Below are 17677 nucleotides of genomic sequence, written 5' to 3' on the forward strand. Positions count from 1 at the left end.
GAAATGCGCGATCTCGCAGTTTCGCAATTTAAATCAATTGCTTACGAGTTTCGTGAGAGATTGCCTCTGCGCACCGGCCCGCAAGCCGGACCAGTCGGTTAAACTTTGGTGAAAAGCCTTCGCGAAATGCCACCTTTTGCAGCAAGCGCTCCTTTGCTCGTTCATGCCATTGTCGGCCTGGCAAGATACGTGGCCGCATAAATTCGGCCGCGACAGACCACACGAGGCTTCCCATGGGCTTTCTCTTCAGAACCGCTTTCTGGTTCTCACTCGTCCTGCTCCTCCTGCCGCTCGGCACGGGTCCCGACGGCGAGAACAGCGTGAGCCCGCTGCAGGCCATTTTTGCCGCGCGCGAGGCCGTTGGCGACCTCGCCGGCATCTGCGAACGCAAGCCCGATGTTTGCGAAACCGGCAAGGCGGCGATGCAGACCATCGGTGTCAGGGCGCGCGAGAGCGCCCGTATCGCCTATGAGGCGCTCGACCAGCAGTTCGGGCAGCCCGACACGGCGACCCAGACCGGCAGCGTTCCCGCAACGGACGACGAACCGGCCGTCGAGGCCCCGGCACACTGATTGCGACTTTCGGGCAGATACCAATGCCCCGCCGCAGAGCCCGCCTCCGGCACCTGCGGCGTATTTCTTTTTTCGTGACGGGCCGCAGCGCTGGCACTATATCCAGATCACCATGACGACCTCGATAGACACCATCCGCGACGACTTCTCCTTCCTTGACGAGTGGGAGGACCGCTACCGCTATGTCATCGAGTTGGGCGAGGCACTTCCCAGCTTCCCGGAGAGCGCGCAGACCGACACCAACAAGGTGCAGGGTTGCGTCAGCCAGGTCTGGCTCGTTACCCACAAGGACGAAGGCGCCGATCCGGTCATCCGCTTCGAGGGCTATTCCGACGCCCATATCGTCCGCGGGCTCGTCGCCATCATGCTCGCCCTGTTTTCGGGTCATCGCGCCAGCGAGATCATGGCGACCGATGCCGAAGCCACGCTCAAGTCGCTGGGCCTCAACGAGCACCTTTCGCCGCAACGCGCCAATGGCTTGCGCTCGATGGTCAAGCGCATCAAGCGCGACGCCGAAGCTGCCCTGCATCAGGTCGCCTGAGTTCCGCTCATGCGCGGACGATAATCCTCGGCCCCCCAATGCAGGACCTTGCGGCCAGCGGAAGCGGGGTGAGGATTGTAGTGCCTGGCCAGCACGCCAAGTGCCGACTTGAGCATGACCTTGGCCGACCGCACCGGCCAGCCGCGCTCGGTTTCGACACGTTCCAGCCCCTTAAGGAAGCAGCAGACGTCGATCAGGACGCCGGAGAGTTCCGGCCCGACCGCATCGATGGCCCTGTTGACGCGCTGCCGTGCGGCGAGCGCCGCATCCGTCAGTTCAGCCACGCCGCCGCCGGCACTGCGCTTGCCACAAGAGACGCTTGCCACCCAGTTGGCGCCCATGCGCGGCATGATCTGGCCGCGCGTATAGTCGGAACGCAGCCGCTCGCCAGCCACGAACTCGCTATTGTTCAGGAACGGCTGGCCCGCCTTGCTCTTGCGTCGGGCGAGTTGGCCGAGTGGCGACTCCGAAAGATTGATCAGCGCGGCTTGTCGCCCGGTAGCGGTGTCGACCATCGCCGTGTCGAGGTCGCGGTGCTGGCTCTGGAACGGATCGGTCGGGCTCTCCTGTCGGCGCGCGGCGGCTTGTCCGTCCGGCGTCAGCCGCAACGTGCGGCCAGCGCAAACGACAAGCCCTTGCCGGGATAGCACCGCAAGCACGTCGGCGCCGACAGCGATCCTGTCACTCCTGTCGTTCTCCAGCACCATCTTGCCGCCGGTCGCGGCCGGTTCGCATTCTGCAGCGCCCTTGGCCAGCAGTGCGAGCACGCGTTTCTGTGCCTTTTCGCCATCGATGCTCATGTCATCCCTCCAGCCGGTCGCGAAATGCTGCGATAGCCACCCGCTCCGCCAGCGCCACGATCCGGTCGAACTCGGCGTCGTCGCGCAGGTCCTCGACAGTATGGCAGGCGTAAAGCACCGTGGTCCGGTCGCGCCCGAAACCACGGCCGACCTCGCGCATGCTGAGGCGAAACACGACATGGGCGACATACATGGCAATCTGCCGGAGCCGGCTGATGTCGTTGCCGGTTCGGCCAACGCGGCGAATCTCCCTGCTCGGCACGCCGAAAAGCGCCGCCATGAGGTCGATCATCGCATCGCAACGCTCCACCACCTGGTCACGACGCCGGCCGGCGATCAGCTCTTCAGCGGATCGCTCTTCCCTGGCGGCAGCGGCGCGCGCCTCCTTCTGCCGTTTAACCAATGTTGCCGACGTGGATCCCACCGAACTCTTCCCCTCTCAATATAGGAATAAGTTCTTATATCCGCCGTGCCGCAGGGTGTGAACAAAAAAAGAACAAGCGAATGAAGGGGAAAACTTCAACACGCTGTAATCATTGTTTTATTTATTCCGCCCTGATGAATTCTTGGCGCAGTTTCTCCCCACCCCTCGAGGTGGCTGCATCATCGCACGATCACAGTCACATCAGGCAGGATCGCGATGCGGGATTTTTCGAATGAGATTGCAGCCTTCAAGCAGAACAAGCTGTCCGAGTTCACCGACGCCCGGCAACGGGCAGCGCTGCAAATCTGTTGCGGGATCGAGCTTTCACATGCGTTGTCCGCCGAGCCGACATCGACATTGGCGCTGCTCAAACGCCTCGAACGGGCGATCGAGCGTGAACGGCTCAGGGGCGTCAACCGCCACTGGAGCTACGATCTCAACCGCCACATCGCGCTCAAGCAGGTGCGCGACCGGCTGAAAGGCGTCTTCCCCGACCAGCCTGGGCGACTGTCGCTCAGGCCGCGCCGGCGTCGGCCCAAAAGCAATACGGCGCCCGAAGGCGCCGCTCGCTGAACGTCTGTCAAAGGGAGTATTACTTGCCCTTGCGCTTGCGGCCCAGGCCCATTTTCTTGGCCAGTTGCGAGCGAGCTGCCGCATAGTTGGGCGCGACCATCGGATAGCTGGCGTCGAGGCCCCACTTCTCGCGATACTGGTCGGGCGTCATGTTGTAGTGCGTCATCAGGTGACGCTTGAGCGATTTGAACTTCTTACCGTCTTCCAGGCAGATGATGTAGTCGTCATGTACCGAGCGCTTCGGATTGACGGCTGGCTTCTGCTTGTCGGCGGGCGGTGTGTCGGCGACGTTGCCGACGCGGCCGAGGGCGGCGTGAACGTCGGCGATAAGCCCCGGAAGTTCTCCCACCGGGACCGGATTGTTGCTGACATAAGCGGCCACCACGTCGGCGGTCAGCTCGATCAGCGTTTCGCTATTTGATGCAGGCGTTTCGGAAGTATCCATATGCTTCAGGCCCCAATGTGACTGGTTGTTTTTTGCCCGATATTGCGACCGGGATGCGGCGCGATCTTGTATCGTAATTTGCCATTACGAGTCGCGTTCCATCACTTTAATGAGCCTGCAGCGATAACAAGTCAATTCACTATTCTTTGCAACTTCAAGAACAATGCATTCATCACTTCTCTAACAAATGAGCGTTTTTGACAGGGCAATGTCATCACACGAGATTAAGTTACACAACGCTAAAAGCTTCTCATCGGGGTCATTGTCGGCGTTAGGTGGCGATATCGCGGTTGTTCTTGTCCCCCGCCACAGTTTCAGGAGAATCGTCGCCGGGTTTCCCCTGCCACGGCGAAATCCGGCCGAATAAGTCGCGCTGGCAAGAAAATCGACCGAAATCGGCGCCGTCAGCACCAATAACGCTGCTTCGACCAGCCTCGCAGTGCCGTGGAAAGTTCGCCGACATACGTGGCAAGAACGAATGACGTGAGCCATGAATCAGGTGTCAGATATCGCGCAGGTGCAGCAGTCCCGAAGGCCGCTCAAGGCAAGCAACGCACCCGTCGCGATCAGGCCTCCAGCAAGATAATCACCAGCACGGCCGTTCACGACAGGTCTTCTTCAGTCTCTTGCTCGGGAATGGAAGCCGCCGCCGGTCAAAAGAGAGGGAAGGCAACAAGAGCGAGAAAGCCGACGAGCAACGCGCCGTAGCCTCAATCATCACCAGGCAATCGAGGTCGAGCCTGAACCGATACGACGTGACGGGCAGTATCGCTCGTTCAATACGGCGTGATGTACTTGCCGTAGACCCAACCGGTGGCAAATTGCCCGTTCTGGGCCGGATCATGCCAGACCTGGCACCAGCGATAGCGCACACGCTGTGCCTGCTTCCATTCCGGCAAATGCGTAATGTCGAACAGATCGAGCCCGCCAGTGCATTTTCCCGTCATCTGCAGCACGGTGCCATTGGGATAGGCAGCCTGCTTCTGCGACCCGCTGGACGGATACTTGCGGATGTTCAGCGTGTCGCCGAACGGCACATCGCTCACCTGCCAGGCAGCAAAGGCAGATGCCTGGACCTGACCGGCGAACACCGCAACGGTCGAGGCGACAGCGAGGGCGGCGGCAGTCTTCAACAACGTACTCATTTCTCTCCTCCGGGCTCGCCGGTCATTCGGAACGTTGACGCACAATGCAACTCAGCCCTTGAACCCGCCCTGATCGCCGTGTTCATTCGCCATTCAAGATTCACGCCCTGCGAGACCCAATGACCCGACCTGCCATTTTCGCCGACATCGCCCCGCCGTCGACCGAGCGTCGCCCCGTTTCCGACACCCGGCACGGCATCACCCGCATCGACGAATATGCCTGGCTGCGCGCCGACAACTGGCAGGAGGTCGTCCGCGACCCGAGCCTGCTCGATCCGGTAATCCGCACGCATCTCGAAGCAGAGAACAGCTACCAGGCCGAACTGATGGCCGGCACGGCAGACCTGCGCAAGAAACTGTTCGATGAAATGAAGGGACGCATCAAGGAAGACGATTCCTCGGTGCCGATGAAGGACGGCCCCTTCGCCTACGGCTCGTCCTACAAGAAGGGCGGCGAGCAGCCGCGCTATTTCCGCCTGCCGAGCGAAGGCGGCGCGGAAGAGATCATCCTCGACGGCGACAAGGAAGCCGAGGGTCACGCCTATTTCCGTCTCGGTGGCATCGACCACTCCTCCGATCATGCCCGCCTGATCTGGGCGTTCGATGACAAGGGATCGGAGTTCTACACCTTGCGCGTCCGCGACCTGGCAAGCGGTGCCGAGCTCGCCGACATCGTCGGCGATACTGGCGGCTCGGGCGAGTGGGATGCGGCCAATGCCGGCTTCTTCTACACCCGCCTCGACCCCAACCACCGGCCCTCGAAGGTGTTCTACCATGCGCTCGGCAGCGACGTTTCGGCCGACCGCCTGATCTACGAGGAGACCGATCCCGGCTTCTTCATGAGCGTCGGCGGCACCCGCAGCAATGACTGGATCATGATCTCGATCAGCGACCATGAGACCTCGGAGTACCGGCTGCTTCCCGCCAGCAATCCCCTCGCCTCGCCGGCTCTCGTTGCGGCGCGCGAAACCGGCCTGCAATACGACCTCGAGGAAGGCGGCGACATCTTCTTCGTACTGACCAATGCCGACGGCGCCAAGGACTTCAAGATCATGACCACGCCCGCGGCAAATCCGGAGCGCGCCAACTGGAAGGAACTGGTCGCGCACGAGCCAGGCCGGCTGATCCTGTCGGTCATCGGCTTCAGGGATTTCATGGTTCGCCTGGAACGCAAGGAAGGCCTGCCGCGCATCGTCGTGCACGAACGGTCCACCGGTGCGGAGCATGTCATCTCCTTTCCGGAAGAAGCATTTTCGCTCGGCCTGTCGGGATCTTATGAATACGACACCGAAACCATGCGGTTTTCCTATTCGTCGATGACGACACCGACGCAGCTGTTCGACTACAACATGCGCACGCGCGACCGCGTCCTGCTCAAGACGCAGGAGGTTCCCTCCGGCCACAATGCCGAGGACTACGTCACGCGGCGGCTGATGGCGCCGGCGCCCGATGGCGAACTGGTGCCGATCTCGCTGATCCACCATCGCGACACCCCGTTGGACGGCACGGCACCATGCCTGCTCTATGGCTATGGCTCCTATGGCATGACCATTCCGGCCTCGTTCAACACCAACTGCCTGTCACTGGTCGATCGCGGTTTCGTCTATGCCATCGCCCACATCCGTGGCGGCAAGGACAAGGGCTACGCCTGGTATGACGACGGCAAGCGCACGGCGAAGACCAACACTTTCACCGATTTCATCGCCTGCGCCCACCATCTCGTCGCCGAGCGCTACACGGCGCATGACCGCATCGTTGCCCAAGGCGGCTCGGCCGGCGGCATGCTGATGGGCGCCATCGCCAACATGGCGCCGGAAGCCTTTGCCGGCATCATCGCCGAAGTGCCTTTCGTCGATGTCTTGACCACGATGCTCGACGACGCCCTGCCGCTGACGCCGCCAGAATGGCCGGAATGGGGCAACCCGATCGCCTCGGAAGACGATTACAAGACCATCGCCGCCTATTCGCCCTACGACAATGTGGCGGCGCTCGACTATCCGCCAATCCTGGCCGTGGCCGGACTGACCGATCCGCGCGTCACCTACTGGGAGCCGGCCAAATGGGCCGCGCGCCTGCGCGACCGCAAGTCGGGCAGCAGTCCGGTGCTGTTCAAGATCAACATGGATTCGGGCCACGCCGGCGCCTCGGGCCGCTTCTCCAGGCTGGAGGAGATCGCCTTCAACTACGCCTTCGCATTGAAGGTTGCCGGGCGCGCTTGACCGCCACAGACCGGCGGCCATTGGCCGCCGGTTTCCTCAACCAGCCGGCTTGGGCTGTGGCGCGGGGTAGCCGTTGGGATGGGGCGGCGTTGCCTTGAGATAGGCGGCAATCGCCTCGCGGTCTTCGGCGCTCAGCCGTGCCATGTTCTTCTGCACCTCGACCATGGTGCCGCCGACAGAATCGAACTCCGGCGTAAAGCCGGTTTCGAGGTAGCTGGCGATGTCGCTCTCCGACCAGCCGCTGATCCCGCTGCCTTCCGGCGTGATGTTGGGCACGATGCCTTGGCCCTCGGCGGCCGCGGCCCCGGCAAGCCACCGGGTCCTGTCGGCCCCGCCCGCAGGGCTGCGCGGCGTGTGGCATTCGCCACAATGCCCTGCCCCTTCCACGAGGTCACGACCGCGCAGGACCTTGTCCGGCGTGCCGTCGGCAAAGGCGACCACGGGCTGGTCGCTCAGGTAGAGCAGCTTCCACAGCCCAACGCCCGACCGGATGCTGACCGGAAATGGCAGCGTGTGGTCTGGCGCACTGCCCGCGACAGACGGCAGCGTTTTCATGAAGGCGTAGAGATCAGCGACCTCCGCGGGCTTCATGCGGGCATAGGAGGCGTAGGGAAACGCCGGGTAGAGGTGCTGTCCCTCTCGCGACACGCCCCTGAGCATGGCATTGGCGAAGTCTTCCAACGACCATGCGCCGATGCCGTCGTTCGGGTCGGTGGAAATGTTCGGCGCCACGAAGGTACCGAACCCTGTCTTCAGTTCAACGCCGCCGGCAAGCAGAAGCCGGGCTTCGCCATCGGATTTCGGCTTGGCGTGGCAGGAGGCACAACCGCCGGCGTCGAAGATGCGCTGTCCCCGTGCCGCGTCGCCGGTTCCCAGGGCAGCCACGGCATTAGGGCTCAGCCGTTCCGGCAGCGCCAGCCACCAGAGAGCCGCGGCTCCGGCGCCGCCAAGCGCCAGAGCCGCCACTGCGAACTTTTTGAAAGCTCCCATGCGAAGGGATCAGCCCTTCTTGACGCGGAACGCCTCATGGCAGGTGCCGCACGTCTGCCCGATGGTGCCGACCTGCGCCTTCAAGGCATCCAGGTCCTGGGCCGGGGCAGCGACTGCGGAAGCCGTCACCGCCTTGAACTTGTCGACCTCAGCCTGGAACCCGGCGGCGTCCTCCCAGATCTTGGGCGAAGCGGTGGTGTCGCCCTGGTCACTTCCGGCAGGGAAGGATGCGGCAACGTCGATCTTCTGGACATTGTCATTGAGTGCCGTCAGAGCCGCTAGGACAGCGGCAGCGTCGAAAGCAGATTCGCCCTTGACCATCTTGACGAGTGTTCCGACTTGCCTTGCGTTCTCCTTCATTACCGCCTGACGGTCGGTAATCACATCGGCGAATGCCGCAGTGGTAGCGAGTGCGATCGCTGCGACGGCGAGTACAAACTTTCTCATCAGGTCTCCTCTCGGTTGCAATAAGCTGCCTAGCGCGAACGGCGAAACTGGCCCAATTCGTCCCGGAATTCTCTTCACGCTTGCGTGACTGTTAGTCTTTTTCAAACATTGCCACGCAAATGCAAAAACCCCGGCCATGGCCGGGGTTCCTGGAAAAGTCGCGTTGTTGCCGCGCGCTGCATCGGGAGATGCGGCCGGCCACGATTGATGGGGCTCAGGCCTTTTCGTAGAGCTCGAGCACATAGTCCCAGTTGATCAGGCTGTCGACGAACGCCTCGAGATACTTCGGACGGGCGTTGCGGTAGTCGATGTAATAGGAGTGCTCCCAGACGTCGACGCCGAGGATCGGGGTTGCGCCGTGAACCAGCGGGTTCTCGCCGTTCGGGGTCTTGGAGATGGCGAGCTTGCCATCCTTGACCGACAGCCAGGCCCAGCCCGAGCCGAACTGCGTCGTGCCGGCGGCGATGAAATCGGCCTTGAACTTGTCGTAGCCGCCCAGGTCGGCATCGATTGCCTTCTGCAGCGCACCCGGCAGCTTGTTGCCGCCGCCGCCCTTCTTCATCCACTTCCAGAAGTGGACGTGGTTGTAGTGCTGGGCCGCGTTGTTGAACAGGCCGGCGTTCTTGCCGAACGACTGCTTCACAACCTCTTCCAGCGACAGCTTGTCCATGCCCGCTTCCGCAGCCAGCTTGTTGCCGTTGTCGACATAGGCCTTGTGGTGCTTGTCGTGATGATACTCGAGCGTCTCCTTCGACATGAAGGGCTGCAGCGCCTCGTAGTCGTAGGGCAATTCGGGCAATTCAAAAGCCATGGATCATACTCCCTTGCTGGCAATTTCGCGGCATGACTATGCCGTCTACAGATAGGTCGTCATCATCGTGTGACAACAGACGAAAGACGCTGTTTTTCTTCGCTACACTCAAGCCTTGCCGGTCGAGTGCGCCCACTCCCAATATAGCTCGCGAGACTTTTTTGCTACCGGTCCCGGCTGCAGAATTCGATCCTCGATGCGGGTGACCGGAACAACCTTGGAATGGTTGCCGGTGGAGAAGATTTCATCGGCCTCCAGGAACTCGCGCACCGAAAGCGTCTTCTCGACGACTGACATGCCGCTTTCGGCAAGAAGCGAGATCGTGCGGCTTCGGGTGATCCCGGAAAGGAACGTTCCATTGGCAGCCGGGGTATACACCTGCCCATTCTTGACCAGGAAGATGTTGGACGAAGCGGTTTCGGCAACGTTGCCCAGCATGTCGAGCACCAGGGCGTTGTCGAACCCGCGCATCTTGGCTTCGAGAATGGCCCTGCCATTGTTTGGATACAGGCAGCCGGCCTTGGCATTGGTGGGCATGGTTTCGAGGGTTGGCCGGCGGAACGGTGACAATCCGATCGAAAAGCCGGTGGGCGGAAGCATCGGTGATTCGTAGAGGCACAGGCAGAACCGGGTCGATGCCGGGTCGGCCGGCACACCCATGTAGCCCCCGTGCTCGGCCCAATACATTGGGCGGATATAGACCGCCGTCTTGCCGTCAAACTTCTTGAGCCCGTCCCAGGTCAGCCCAACGATCTGCTCGGGACTCATGGTCGGCTTCATGCCCAATGCGATGGCCGAGGAATTGACCCGGCGCGAATGCGCCTCGAGGTCGGGGGCGACGCCTTCGAACCAGCGGCCGCCATCGAAGACGGTCGAGCCGAGCCACATGGCATGGCTTCGCGGGCCAATGATCGCAACGTTGCCCTCGTGCCAGTCGCCATCGACAAAGCTCCAGGTCGTGGATTGTGCAGCCGCCGCGAGCGTCATGGTGTTTCCCATCCATCTTGTTGATCGCCGGTATGGAAGAGGCTTTGGCGCGCCCCGTCAATCGGCAGCACGGCGAAATGTTGGAGCCAGCCGATAGTTGCGCTTGCGCTCGGCGCCAAGCCGTTGGAAAACCACAGGCATGCGCCACGCCGCCTACATATTCGACGCCTATGGCACGCTATTCGACGTCCATGCGGCCGTCCGCCGCCATTCGGCCGACATCGGCCCCGAAGGCCAGCTTCTGTCCGAGATCTGGCGGGCCAAGCAGCTCGAATATTCCTGGGTGCGGACGCTCATGGGCTCCTATGCCGACTTCTGGCAACTGACCGAGCAGGCGCTGGACTTTGCCTTCCGCAAGGTGCCTTCGGTCGATCCCGCGATACGCAGCAAGCTGCTCGACGCCTATTGGCGTCTCGACTGCTATCCCGAGGTTCCGGGGGTGCTGCGCAACCTGAAAGAAAACGGCGCCCGGCTCGCCATTCTCTCCAACGGCTCTCCAGCCATGCTGGAAGCAGCCGTACGTTCGGCCGGGCTGGACCTTATCCTCGACGAAGTGTTTTCGGTCGACAGCGTCCGCCGTTTCAAGACGGACCAGTCGGTGTACGACCTCGTCGCCAGCAGTTGGCGGCTTTATCCGGAAGCGATGTCGTTTCAGTCGTCCAATCGGTGGGACATTGCAGGGGCGGCGAAATTCGGCTGCCGCACCGTCTGGATCAACCGCAGCGACCAGCCGGACGAGTATCGCGATTTGCCGCCATCGCTCATCCTGCCGTCGCTGGAAGGTTTAGTTACAATTGGTTAGCTATCCTTGGGTCAGTATTGTTGCCATAACGCAACAGTGATTGGCCTGTCACAGCTTCGCCATGCTTTGTCCACCCTAAGGTCTGAATTTGACCCGCCTATCTCCGCGAGCGTTAAGGGGCGACGCAGTTCGTTTCCTCTCAATTCACCATTTCTTTCGAACTGGAACTCTAGATCGCAGTCATGTCCACATTCACAGAATCACGTCCGCTCAGCCGTCGCGGCTTCTTGAACCTGGCGGCAGCGGGCGCCGCGTCGGCAGCGCTTTCTGCCTGCTCTACCGTTGGCGGAGGCGGTCAGATCGTCGATGCCCGCCCGATCGCGCCGCCGCCGGTCAGCGTAGATCCCGCCTTCGGCGACTTTGCTAACATGTATGCCCCCGTCACAGACGAGGGTTATGAAATCCCCGGCATCCCGCTCAAGAAGGTGAAGCCGCAGTTCCTGCGCCAGATCGTCCGCGATCCCACCGGCGAGCGGCCCGGCACCGTGGTCGTCGACACCTCGACGCACTTCCTCTATCTCGTCCGCGAAAACGGCGAAGCGATGCGCTATGGCGTCGGCCTCGGCCGCGCCGGATTTGCCTGGCAGGGCCGTGCTGTCATCCAGTGGAAGCGCAAGTGGCCCAAGTGGACCCCGCCGGACGAAATGATCGGCCGCCAGCCCGAACTCGAAAAATACAGCGTCAGGAATGGCGGCATGGCACCGGGCCTCAACAACCCGCTCGGCGCGCGCGCCCTCTACATCTTCCAGAACAACGAGGACACGCTCTATCGCGTCCACGGTTCGCCGGAATGGTGGACGATCGGCAAGTCGGTTTCGTCGGGCTGCGTGCGCCTGATGAACCAGGACATCATCGACCTCTACGATCGCGTCCCCGGCAAGACACCGATCCTGGTCACCAGCGGTCTCGGCACGGCCTGACCCTGAGCTTGGTCACCAACGAAAAACGGCGCGTCGATGACGCGCCGTTTTTCGTATTGCCATGGCTTTCCTGTTCAGAAGCCTTTCTTCAGGCTCCCGAGAATTCCGCGCACCAGCGCGCGGCCGACCGACGATCCCACGGAGCGCACGACCGACTTCAGTGCCGCTTCGGTCACAGTCTGCCGGTTTGAAGTTCGCGGCCTCGGCGCGTTGCCGGTGTTGCGGCCGCCCGAAGCCGGCGGCGCATCATTGCCAAAGCCCGGAATGGTCCAACCGCCGCCACCGCCACCGGTGTTCGCCTGCTGGGCCTGCTCCTGTGCCTTCTGTGCTTCGAGCGCCTTCTTCTGCAGCATTTCGAACGCCGATTCGCGGTCGACCGTCTCATCGTACTGCCCGGCGACCGGACTCTCGTTAATCAGCTTCTGGCGCTCCTGCGGCGTGATCGGGCCAAGCCGCGAGGCCGGCGGGCGTATCAGCGTCCGCTGCACCATCGACGGAACGCCCTTGGCTTCGAGCGTCGAGACCAGCGCCTCGCCGGTTCCGAGCTGGGTGATGGCCTTGGCGCAATCGAAATCGGGATTGGGGCGGAAGGTATCGGCTGCCGTCTTGACCGCCTTCTGCTCGCGCGGGGTGTATGCCCGCAGGGCATGCTGGACGCGGTTGCCGAGTTGGGCCAGCACGGTTTCCGGGACGTCGAGCGGGTTCTGGGTGACGAAATAGACGCCGACGCCCTTGGAGCGGATCAGGCGCACGACCTGCTCGACCCGGTCGACGACGATCTTCGGCGCCTCGTCGAACAGCAGATGCGCCTCGTCGAAGAAGAACACCAGCTTGGGCTTGTCCGGGTCGCCGACCTCGGGCAGCACCTCGAACAGCTCCGACAGCAGCCAGAGCAGGAACGTCGCGTAAAGCCTGGGGTTCATCATCAGCTTGTCGGCGGCGAGCACGTTGATGGCGCCGCGACCGTCGCGCGTGGTGCGCATGATGTCGGCAATCTTCAGCGCGGGCTCGCCGAAGAAGTTGTTGCCGCCCTGCTGCTCCAGAACCAGAAGCGAGCGCTGGATGGCGCCCACCGACGGCTTGGTGACATTGCCGTAGCGCGCACCGATCTCGTCGGCCCGCTCGGCGACATTGGCCAGCAATGCCTGCAGGTCCTTCATGTCGAGGAGCAGCATTCCTTCTTCGTCAGCGATGCGGAAGGCGATGTTGAGCACGCCTTCCTGCGCCTCGCTGAGGTTCATCAGCCGCGACAGCAGCAGCGGTCCCATTTCCGAGATGGTCGCGCGGATCGGATGGCCCTGTTCTCCGAACAGATCCCAGAAGATGACCGGGAATTCCTGGAAGTCGTACGGGTCGAGCTTGATCGCCTCGGCACGGGCAGTGAGAAAATCCTTGGCCTCACCCATCATCGCGATGCCGGACAGGTCGCCCTTGATGTCGGCGCAGAACACCGGCACGCCAGCATTCGAGAAGCCCTCGGCGAGTATCTGCAGCGTCACCGTCTTGCCGGTACCGGTGGCGCCGGTGACGAGACCGTGGCGGTTGCCGTATTTCAACAGCAGTTCCTCGGGCCTTTGGTAACTGTCGTCGGGCTTGCGGCTGGCACCAATGAAAATGCTGTCGTCCTGCGCCATGGGCGTTGTCTCCGGCAATGCTATTTCCCGACCGCGACGCGGCCACCTGCAAGGTATAGTGGCCGCCCGCCCGAGCGACAATGGCTTGGTTCGAGCGTCGGCCCATGTTATACATGAGTTATAACATGGAGACTGGGCCATGAATGTGACGGTTCGCAAGATCGGAAATTCGGAAGGCGTAATCCTGCCGAAGGAAGTGCTCGACCGCCATAATCTGCGGGCTGGAGATACGCTGGAGATTGTCGAGACCAAGGACGGTTTGACACTGAAGCCAACCGACGACGTGTTCGAGCGGCAAATGGAAGCCGCCAGCAAATTCATGGACAAGTACAAGGTAGCGCTTCAGAAGCTGGCCGAATGAGCGCGCTCTTCCTGTCCCGGCGTGTTGTCGAAGCGATGCACGCCGAGCAGCTCAGACGCCATGGCGGCGCCCAAGGGCTTCGCGACGAAAATGCGCTTGAGTCGGCCTTGGCACGAGCAGAGAACAAGGCCGCCTACGGCGAGCCCACGATCATCGAACTCGCCGCGGCATATCTCTTCGGCATTGCCCGCAACCATGCCTTCGTCGATGGCAACAAACGGACGGCCATCGTAGCTGCCGGCACCTTCCTCGCCGTCAATGGCTACGAATTGACCGCCGACGATGGCGCGCTCTACCTATTTGTCATGGGTATCGCCGCAGGCGAAATCGATGAAGCAGGTGCGGCCGCGTTCTTCCGCGACCACACGGTTGCCGTTGAAGACTAGACCTGGATTTCGACGATTTCCCAGTCGCGGCCGTTGACGGTGGCGACTTCGCCGACCGCCTTGCCGAACATGGCCTGGGCCATGGGCGAGACATGCGAAATGCTGCCCTTGGCCGCGTTGGCCTCGTCCTCGCCGACGATGCGCCAGGCGTGACGCTTGCCGTCATCGTCCTCGATGCTCACCTTCATGCCAAAACGGACGACCGACGTGTCGGGTTCGGGCACCGAAACCTCGGCGTTTTCGCGCCGTGCCTGCCAATAGCGCAGGTCGCGCGATACAGTCGCGATCCGTTCGCGGTCGGCATCGGCCTCGGCCTTTGCCAGATCCTCGCGCAGGTTCGCGAGTTGGGCTTCGATATGGACGAGGCCTTGTTCGGTCACGAGATTTCGCGACGAACTGACCGGCCGCTCGCCGATATCGGCAATGACGTTTTCGCTGTCATCTTCGCGGGTGAAAGCTCTGCTCATGAATTGAACCTAGGTGTTCATAGCTCCGATAACAAGCCAGCCAAACTGACCGACCATTTATGCTTCAGGCAAACGCAGAAGTGGGGCGAAGCGATGCGACTTCGATCCCGTTCCAGTTCTTCAGCACCGGCCTCGCCGCCTTGGCCAGGGTCGAGGACAACGCCTCGTCGCCAGCCAAAAGCCTGGCAAGGACCGCCGCGATCATAGCCTCGGCAGCCCTGCCCGCGCCGTCGTCGCATTTGAGCGCGATGCCGAGCCCAAGTTCCGGCACAGCCGCGCAGAAAACGCCTTCGGCGCCGACCTTGACGAAGATTCGTCCTGGTGCAGCCTGCATCAACTCCGTGTCTGCCCTGTCGGTTCCAGCGACCTGGAAAGGTTCTGCCATGCAGGCCGACATCAGCCGCCGCGCAGCCTTGGCCCTTTCCGCATCCAGGCCATTGCCGGTGACCATGCGCGCAAAGCCCCGCGCCAGGTTCTGCAACGGCACGGCAAAGGTCGGGATGGAGCAGCCGTCGGTTCCCCGGTTCGTTTCATTGTGGGGCGCACCGGTGACGGCTTCCATCGTCTCGCGGATCATTTGCTGGAAGCGGTGCTCCGGCCTGACGTAGCCGAGATGGGCGATGCCGAGGTGACGGCAGGTACAGACAAAGGCCGAGTGCTTGCCCGAACAATTGTTGTGCAAGGCGCTCGGCGATGCGCCGCTGCGCGCGAGCGCTATCGTGGCCGCATGGTTGGAAGGCCAGTGAGCTCCGCACTCCAGCGCGTCCGGCCCGAGGCCGGCCCTGGCAAGCATTGCATTCGCCAGTTCGGCATGAGCCGGCTCGCCCGAATGCGAGGCGCAGGCGAGGGCCAGTTCCCGATCGCCGAAGCCATAGGCATCGGCCGCACCGCTTTCGACGAAGGGCAACGCCTGGATCGCCTTGACCGCCGAGCGCGGAAATACCGGCTGGTCGGCATCGCCGGCGGCAAAAACGGTCTTGCCATCGCCATCGACAACGATGACTGCGCCACGATGTGCGCTTTCAACGAGGTCGCCGCGCAGCACCTCGACCAGAACCGGATTCGTCATTGTTTGCGTGCCTTCTTGCGAATCGAGGTTGGGCCACGTCCGCCACCAGTCAGCCAGGCGTCATGACCTGTCCCCCGATAACCCACCGGCGAGAAATCCGCCATCCACGGCGAGCGTGTGGCCATTGATGTAGCTGGCTTCCGGCGACAGCAAGAAAGCGGCGGCGGCGGCAATCTCATCCGGCTCGGCACCGCGGCCTTGCGGCACATGATGCCGTGCGATGCCGCCATTGCCTGCAACGTCCATATCCGCAGGCCCAGCGGCGATGGCGTTCACGCGCACCCCGCGGCCGGCATATTCCAGCGCCAGCACTTCCGACATGAGCTTGAGCCCTGCCTGCGACGCGGCGACGGCCAATTGCCCGTGATGGGCCCGAAGCCCGGCCACCGTGCCGATGCTGACGATCGAGAGCGAGGCGCCCATCCGCTCGAGCGCTGCCCGTGCCGCGATGAAGGGGGCAACGAGGTTGACGTCGAGCGCCTCCCGCAGCATTTCGGCGCTGGTGTCCTCGATGGCAGCACTGCGGGCGAAACCCGCCATCGAGACAAGCCCGCCAACGAGGCCAAGCCTGTCGACCACTTGGTCGAACGCCTCGGCGATGTCGTCCTCGTCGGTCGGGTCGGCTTCGATGAAGACGACGTCGTCGTTGTCGATCTGGTCCTCGGCCGCTTCGAGAGCGCCGCCGTCGTCATCGATCACCGCCACCGGCCATCCGTCCGCTATCAGGCGCTCGGCCACTGCAAGGCCGACGCCCGACGCGCCGCCGATGACCACGGCGGAATGCCTCATCTGATGCGATCCAGGATCGAGACATAGTTGGCGACAGCCGCGCCGCCCATGTTGAAGATGCCACCGAGCTTGGCATCCTTGACCTGGATGCCGCCCGCCTCGCCGGCAAGCTGCATGGCGGTCAACACGTGCATCGACACGCCGGTGGCGCCGATCGGATGGCCCTTTGACTTGAGGCCACCGGAGGGGTTGACCGGCAGGCGGCCGCCCTTGGCGGTGATGCCCTCCATGGCGAGGCGGGCGCCCTCGCCGCGCGGCGCAAGGCCCATCGCTTCATATTCGATCAGTTCAGCGATGGTGAAGCAGTCATGCGTCTCGACGAAGGACAGGTCGTCGAGCGCAACGCCCGCCGATCTCAGCGCCTGGTTCCATGCCAACTCGCACCCTTCGAACTGGAGGATGTCGCGCTTGGACATCGGCAGGAAGTCCTGCACATGCTCGTTGGCACGGAAGGCGATCGCACGGCGCATCCTCAGCGCGGTCCTGCTGTCGGTCAAGACGAGCGCCGCAGCCCCATCCGACACCAGCGAGCAGTCGGTCCGCTTCAGCGGGCCGGCGACAAACGGGTTCTTCTCGCTTTCCTGGCGGCAGAAGTCGAAGCCGAAATCCTTGCGCATTTGGGCGTAGGGATTGTCGACGCCGTTCTTGTGGTTCTTGGCGGCGATCATCGCCAGCGCGTCCGACTGGTCGCCATAACGCTGGAAATAGGCCTGGGCGATCTTGCCGAACACGCCGGCAAACCCCGCCGGGGTGTCGCCATCCTCAGGCAGGTAGGAGGCGCGGAGCAGGTTTTTACCTATTTCCGGCCCCGGCGTCGTGGTCATCTGCTCGGCACCGACCACCAGCACGATGCGCTGTCCGGCGTTGACTGCGCGAATGCCCTGGCGCACCGCAGCCGAACCCGTCGCGCAGGCATTCTCGACACGCGTCGCCGGCTTGAAACGCAGGCGGTCGTCGGCCTGCAGGACCAGGCTCGCAGTAAAATCCTGGGCGGAAAAACCGGCGTTGAAATGGCCGAGCACGATTTCGTCGACATCGTCGGGCCCGATGCCGGCATGCGCCAGCGCCTCGGTGGCAACCTGCGTGATCAGGCTTTCCAGCGTCTCGCCTTCCAGCTTGCCGAAGCGCGAATGCGCCCAGCCCACGATGCATGCGGTCATCTTCGTCTCCATCGCCATTGGCATGTTGCGCCATTTGCCGGGCGATTCCAACGCCCTTCAATTCCGTTCAAATATGAACAATTACCGGCCACTTTCAATGGCGCATTCGAGACGAAATGCGCCGTGTTTTTTATT

General features: G+C 62.6%; 21 protein-coding genes. 8 read left to right on the top strand and 13 right to left on the bottom strand.

The window, feature by feature from the left end:
- Positions 1-233: 233 nt before the first annotated feature.
- Both GGR00_RS05855 and GGR00_RS05860 read left to right on the top strand, forming a co-directional pair.
- Positions 234-572, top strand: a complete 339-nt coding sequence (locus GGR00_RS05855; protein ID WP_055978381.1) for a DUF5330 domain-containing protein — start codon at positions 234-236, stop codon at positions 570-572.
- Positions 573-684: 112 nt separating this feature from the next.
- Positions 685-1113, top strand: coding sequence for a SufE family protein (locus GGR00_RS05860; protein WP_055978463.1), 429 nt, complete (start codon positions 685-687; stop codon positions 1111-1113).
- Here the strand turns inward: GGR00_RS05860 and GGR00_RS05865 are convergent.
- A complete protein-coding gene (locus GGR00_RS05865) occupies positions 1101-1913 on the bottom strand; it encodes a DUF6456 domain-containing protein (RefSeq protein WP_184698455.1) in 813 nt (270 codons plus the stop codon). The genes GGR00_RS05860 and GGR00_RS05865 overlap by 13 nt on opposite strands.
- Before the next feature lies 1 nt (position 1914).
- Positions 1915-2337 (bottom strand): helix-turn-helix domain-containing protein, encoded by a 423-nt coding sequence (locus tag GGR00_RS05870; protein ID WP_343065523.1) that lies wholly within the window; start codon positions 2335-2337, stop codon positions 1915-1917.
- A gap of 216 nt (positions 2338-2553) precedes the next feature.
- Here GGR00_RS05870 and GGR00_RS05875 point away from each other — a divergent pair, with 216 nt between their 5' ends.
- Positions 2554-2910, top strand: coding sequence for a cytoplasmic protein (locus GGR00_RS05875; RefSeq protein WP_246441287.1), 357 nt, complete (start codon positions 2554-2556; stop codon positions 2908-2910).
- Between the two features lie 19 nt (positions 2911-2929).
- Here GGR00_RS05875 and GGR00_RS05880 read toward each other — a convergent pair whose 3' ends face one another.
- Both GGR00_RS05880 and GGR00_RS05885 read right to left on the bottom strand, forming a co-directional pair.
- Positions 2930-3355, bottom strand: coding sequence for a Ros/MucR family transcriptional regulator (locus tag GGR00_RS05880; protein ID WP_055978379.1), 426 nt, complete (start codon positions 3353-3355; stop codon positions 2930-2932).
- Positions 3356-4131: 776 nt separating this feature from the next.
- Positions 4132-4500, bottom strand: a complete 369-nt coding sequence (locus GGR00_RS05885) for an SH3 domain-containing protein (protein ID WP_055978378.1) — start codon at positions 4498-4500, stop codon at positions 4132-4134.
- A 119-nt stretch (positions 4501-4619) separates the two neighbouring features.
- On the opposite strand from GGR00_RS05885, the gene GGR00_RS05890 reads away from it, so the two are divergent.
- The gene (locus GGR00_RS05890; protein ID WP_184698457.1) at positions 4620-6719 is read left to right on the top strand and encodes a S9 family peptidase; all 2100 of its coding nucleotides are present in this window, start codon (positions 4620-4622) and stop codon (positions 6717-6719) included.
- 36 nt (positions 6720-6755) lie between these two features.
- On the opposite strand, the gene GGR00_RS05895 is transcribed toward GGR00_RS05890, so the two are convergent.
- The 4 genes from GGR00_RS05895 to GGR00_RS05910 all read right to left on the bottom strand — a co-directional run bounded on the left by GGR00_RS05895 (position 6756) and on the right by GGR00_RS05910 (position 9954).
- A complete protein-coding gene (locus tag GGR00_RS05895; RefSeq protein ID WP_184698459.1) occupies positions 6756-7709 on the bottom strand; it encodes a cytochrome c in 954 nt (317 codons plus the stop codon).
- A gap of 9 nt (positions 7710-7718) precedes the next feature.
- Positions 7719-8156: a c-type cytochrome gene (locus GGR00_RS05900; RefSeq protein WP_055978375.1), complete on the bottom strand. Its 438-nt coding sequence runs from the start codon at positions 8154-8156 to the stop codon at positions 7719-7721.
- 214 nt (positions 8157-8370) lie between these two features.
- A complete protein-coding gene (locus GGR00_RS05905) occupies positions 8371-8967 on the bottom strand; it encodes a superoxide dismutase (RefSeq protein WP_055978374.1) in 597 nt (198 codons plus the stop codon).
- Between the two features lie 108 nt (positions 8968-9075).
- Positions 9076-9954 carry a branched-chain amino acid aminotransferase gene (locus tag GGR00_RS05910; RefSeq protein ID WP_055978461.1) on the bottom strand — a complete coding sequence of 293 codons (879 nt, stop codon included), beginning with the start codon at positions 9952-9954 and terminating at the stop codon, positions 9076-9078.
- A gap of 139 nt (positions 9955-10093) precedes the next feature.
- On the opposite strand from GGR00_RS05910, the gene GGR00_RS05915 reads away from it, so the two are divergent.
- A complete protein-coding gene (locus tag GGR00_RS05915; RefSeq protein WP_184698461.1) occupies positions 10094-10756 on the top strand; it encodes a haloacid dehalogenase type II in 663 nt (220 codons plus the stop codon).
- A 182-nt stretch (positions 10757-10938) separates the two neighbouring features.
- Entirely contained in the window at positions 10939-11676 is a 738-nt protein-coding gene (locus GGR00_RS05920; protein ID WP_055978372.1) for a L,D-transpeptidase, read from the top strand.
- A gap of 74 nt (positions 11677-11750) precedes the next feature.
- On the opposite strand, the gene GGR00_RS05925 is transcribed toward GGR00_RS05920, so the two are convergent.
- Positions 11751-13310, bottom strand: a complete 1560-nt coding sequence (locus GGR00_RS05925; RefSeq protein WP_184698463.1) for a helicase HerA-like C-terminal domain-containing protein — start codon at positions 13308-13310, stop codon at positions 11751-11753.
- A 139-nt stretch (positions 13311-13449) separates the two neighbouring features.
- Between GGR00_RS05925 and GGR00_RS05930 the strand changes: the two genes are divergently transcribed.
- The gene (locus tag GGR00_RS05930; RefSeq protein ID WP_055978370.1) at positions 13450-13671 is read left to right on the top strand and encodes an AbrB/MazE/SpoVT family DNA-binding domain-containing protein; all 222 of its coding nucleotides are present in this window, start codon (positions 13450-13452) and stop codon (positions 13669-13671) included.
- The gene (locus GGR00_RS05935) at positions 13668-14057 is read left to right on the top strand and encodes a type II toxin-antitoxin system death-on-curing family toxin (protein WP_184698465.1); all 390 of its coding nucleotides are present in this window, start codon (positions 13668-13670) and stop codon (positions 14055-14057) included. The genes GGR00_RS05930 and GGR00_RS05935 overlap by 4 nt, the downstream gene beginning before the upstream one ends.
- Here GGR00_RS05935 and greA read toward each other — a convergent pair.
- The 4 genes from greA to GGR00_RS05955 form a co-directional block, all read right to left on the bottom strand.
- A complete protein-coding gene (gene greA / locus GGR00_RS05940) occupies positions 14054-14524 on the bottom strand; it encodes a transcription elongation factor GreA (RefSeq protein ID WP_055978368.1) in 471 nt (156 codons plus the stop codon). The genes GGR00_RS05935 and greA overlap by 4 nt on opposite strands.
- Positions 14525-14588: 64 nt before the next feature.
- Positions 14589-15593, bottom strand: coding sequence for an asparaginase (locus GGR00_RS05945; protein WP_055978367.1), 1005 nt, complete (start codon positions 15591-15593; stop codon positions 14589-14591).
- A 60-nt stretch (positions 15594-15653) separates the two neighbouring features.
- A complete protein-coding gene (locus GGR00_RS05950; protein WP_184698467.1) occupies positions 15654-16382 on the bottom strand; it encodes an SDR family NAD(P)-dependent oxidoreductase in 729 nt (242 codons plus the stop codon).
- On the bottom strand, positions 16379-17542 hold the full coding sequence (locus GGR00_RS05955; protein WP_055978460.1) for an acetyl-CoA acetyltransferase: 1164 nt from the start codon (positions 17540-17542) through the stop codon (positions 16379-16381). Before GGR00_RS05955 ends, GGR00_RS05950 begins: the two co-directional genes overlap by 4 nt.
- Positions 17543-17677 lie beyond the last annotated feature (135 nt).

This window comes from Aminobacter aganoensis, from assembly GCF_014206975.1.
GTDB classification, from domain to species: Bacteria; Pseudomonadota; Alphaproteobacteria; order Rhizobiales; family Rhizobiaceae; genus Aminobacter; species Aminobacter aganoensis.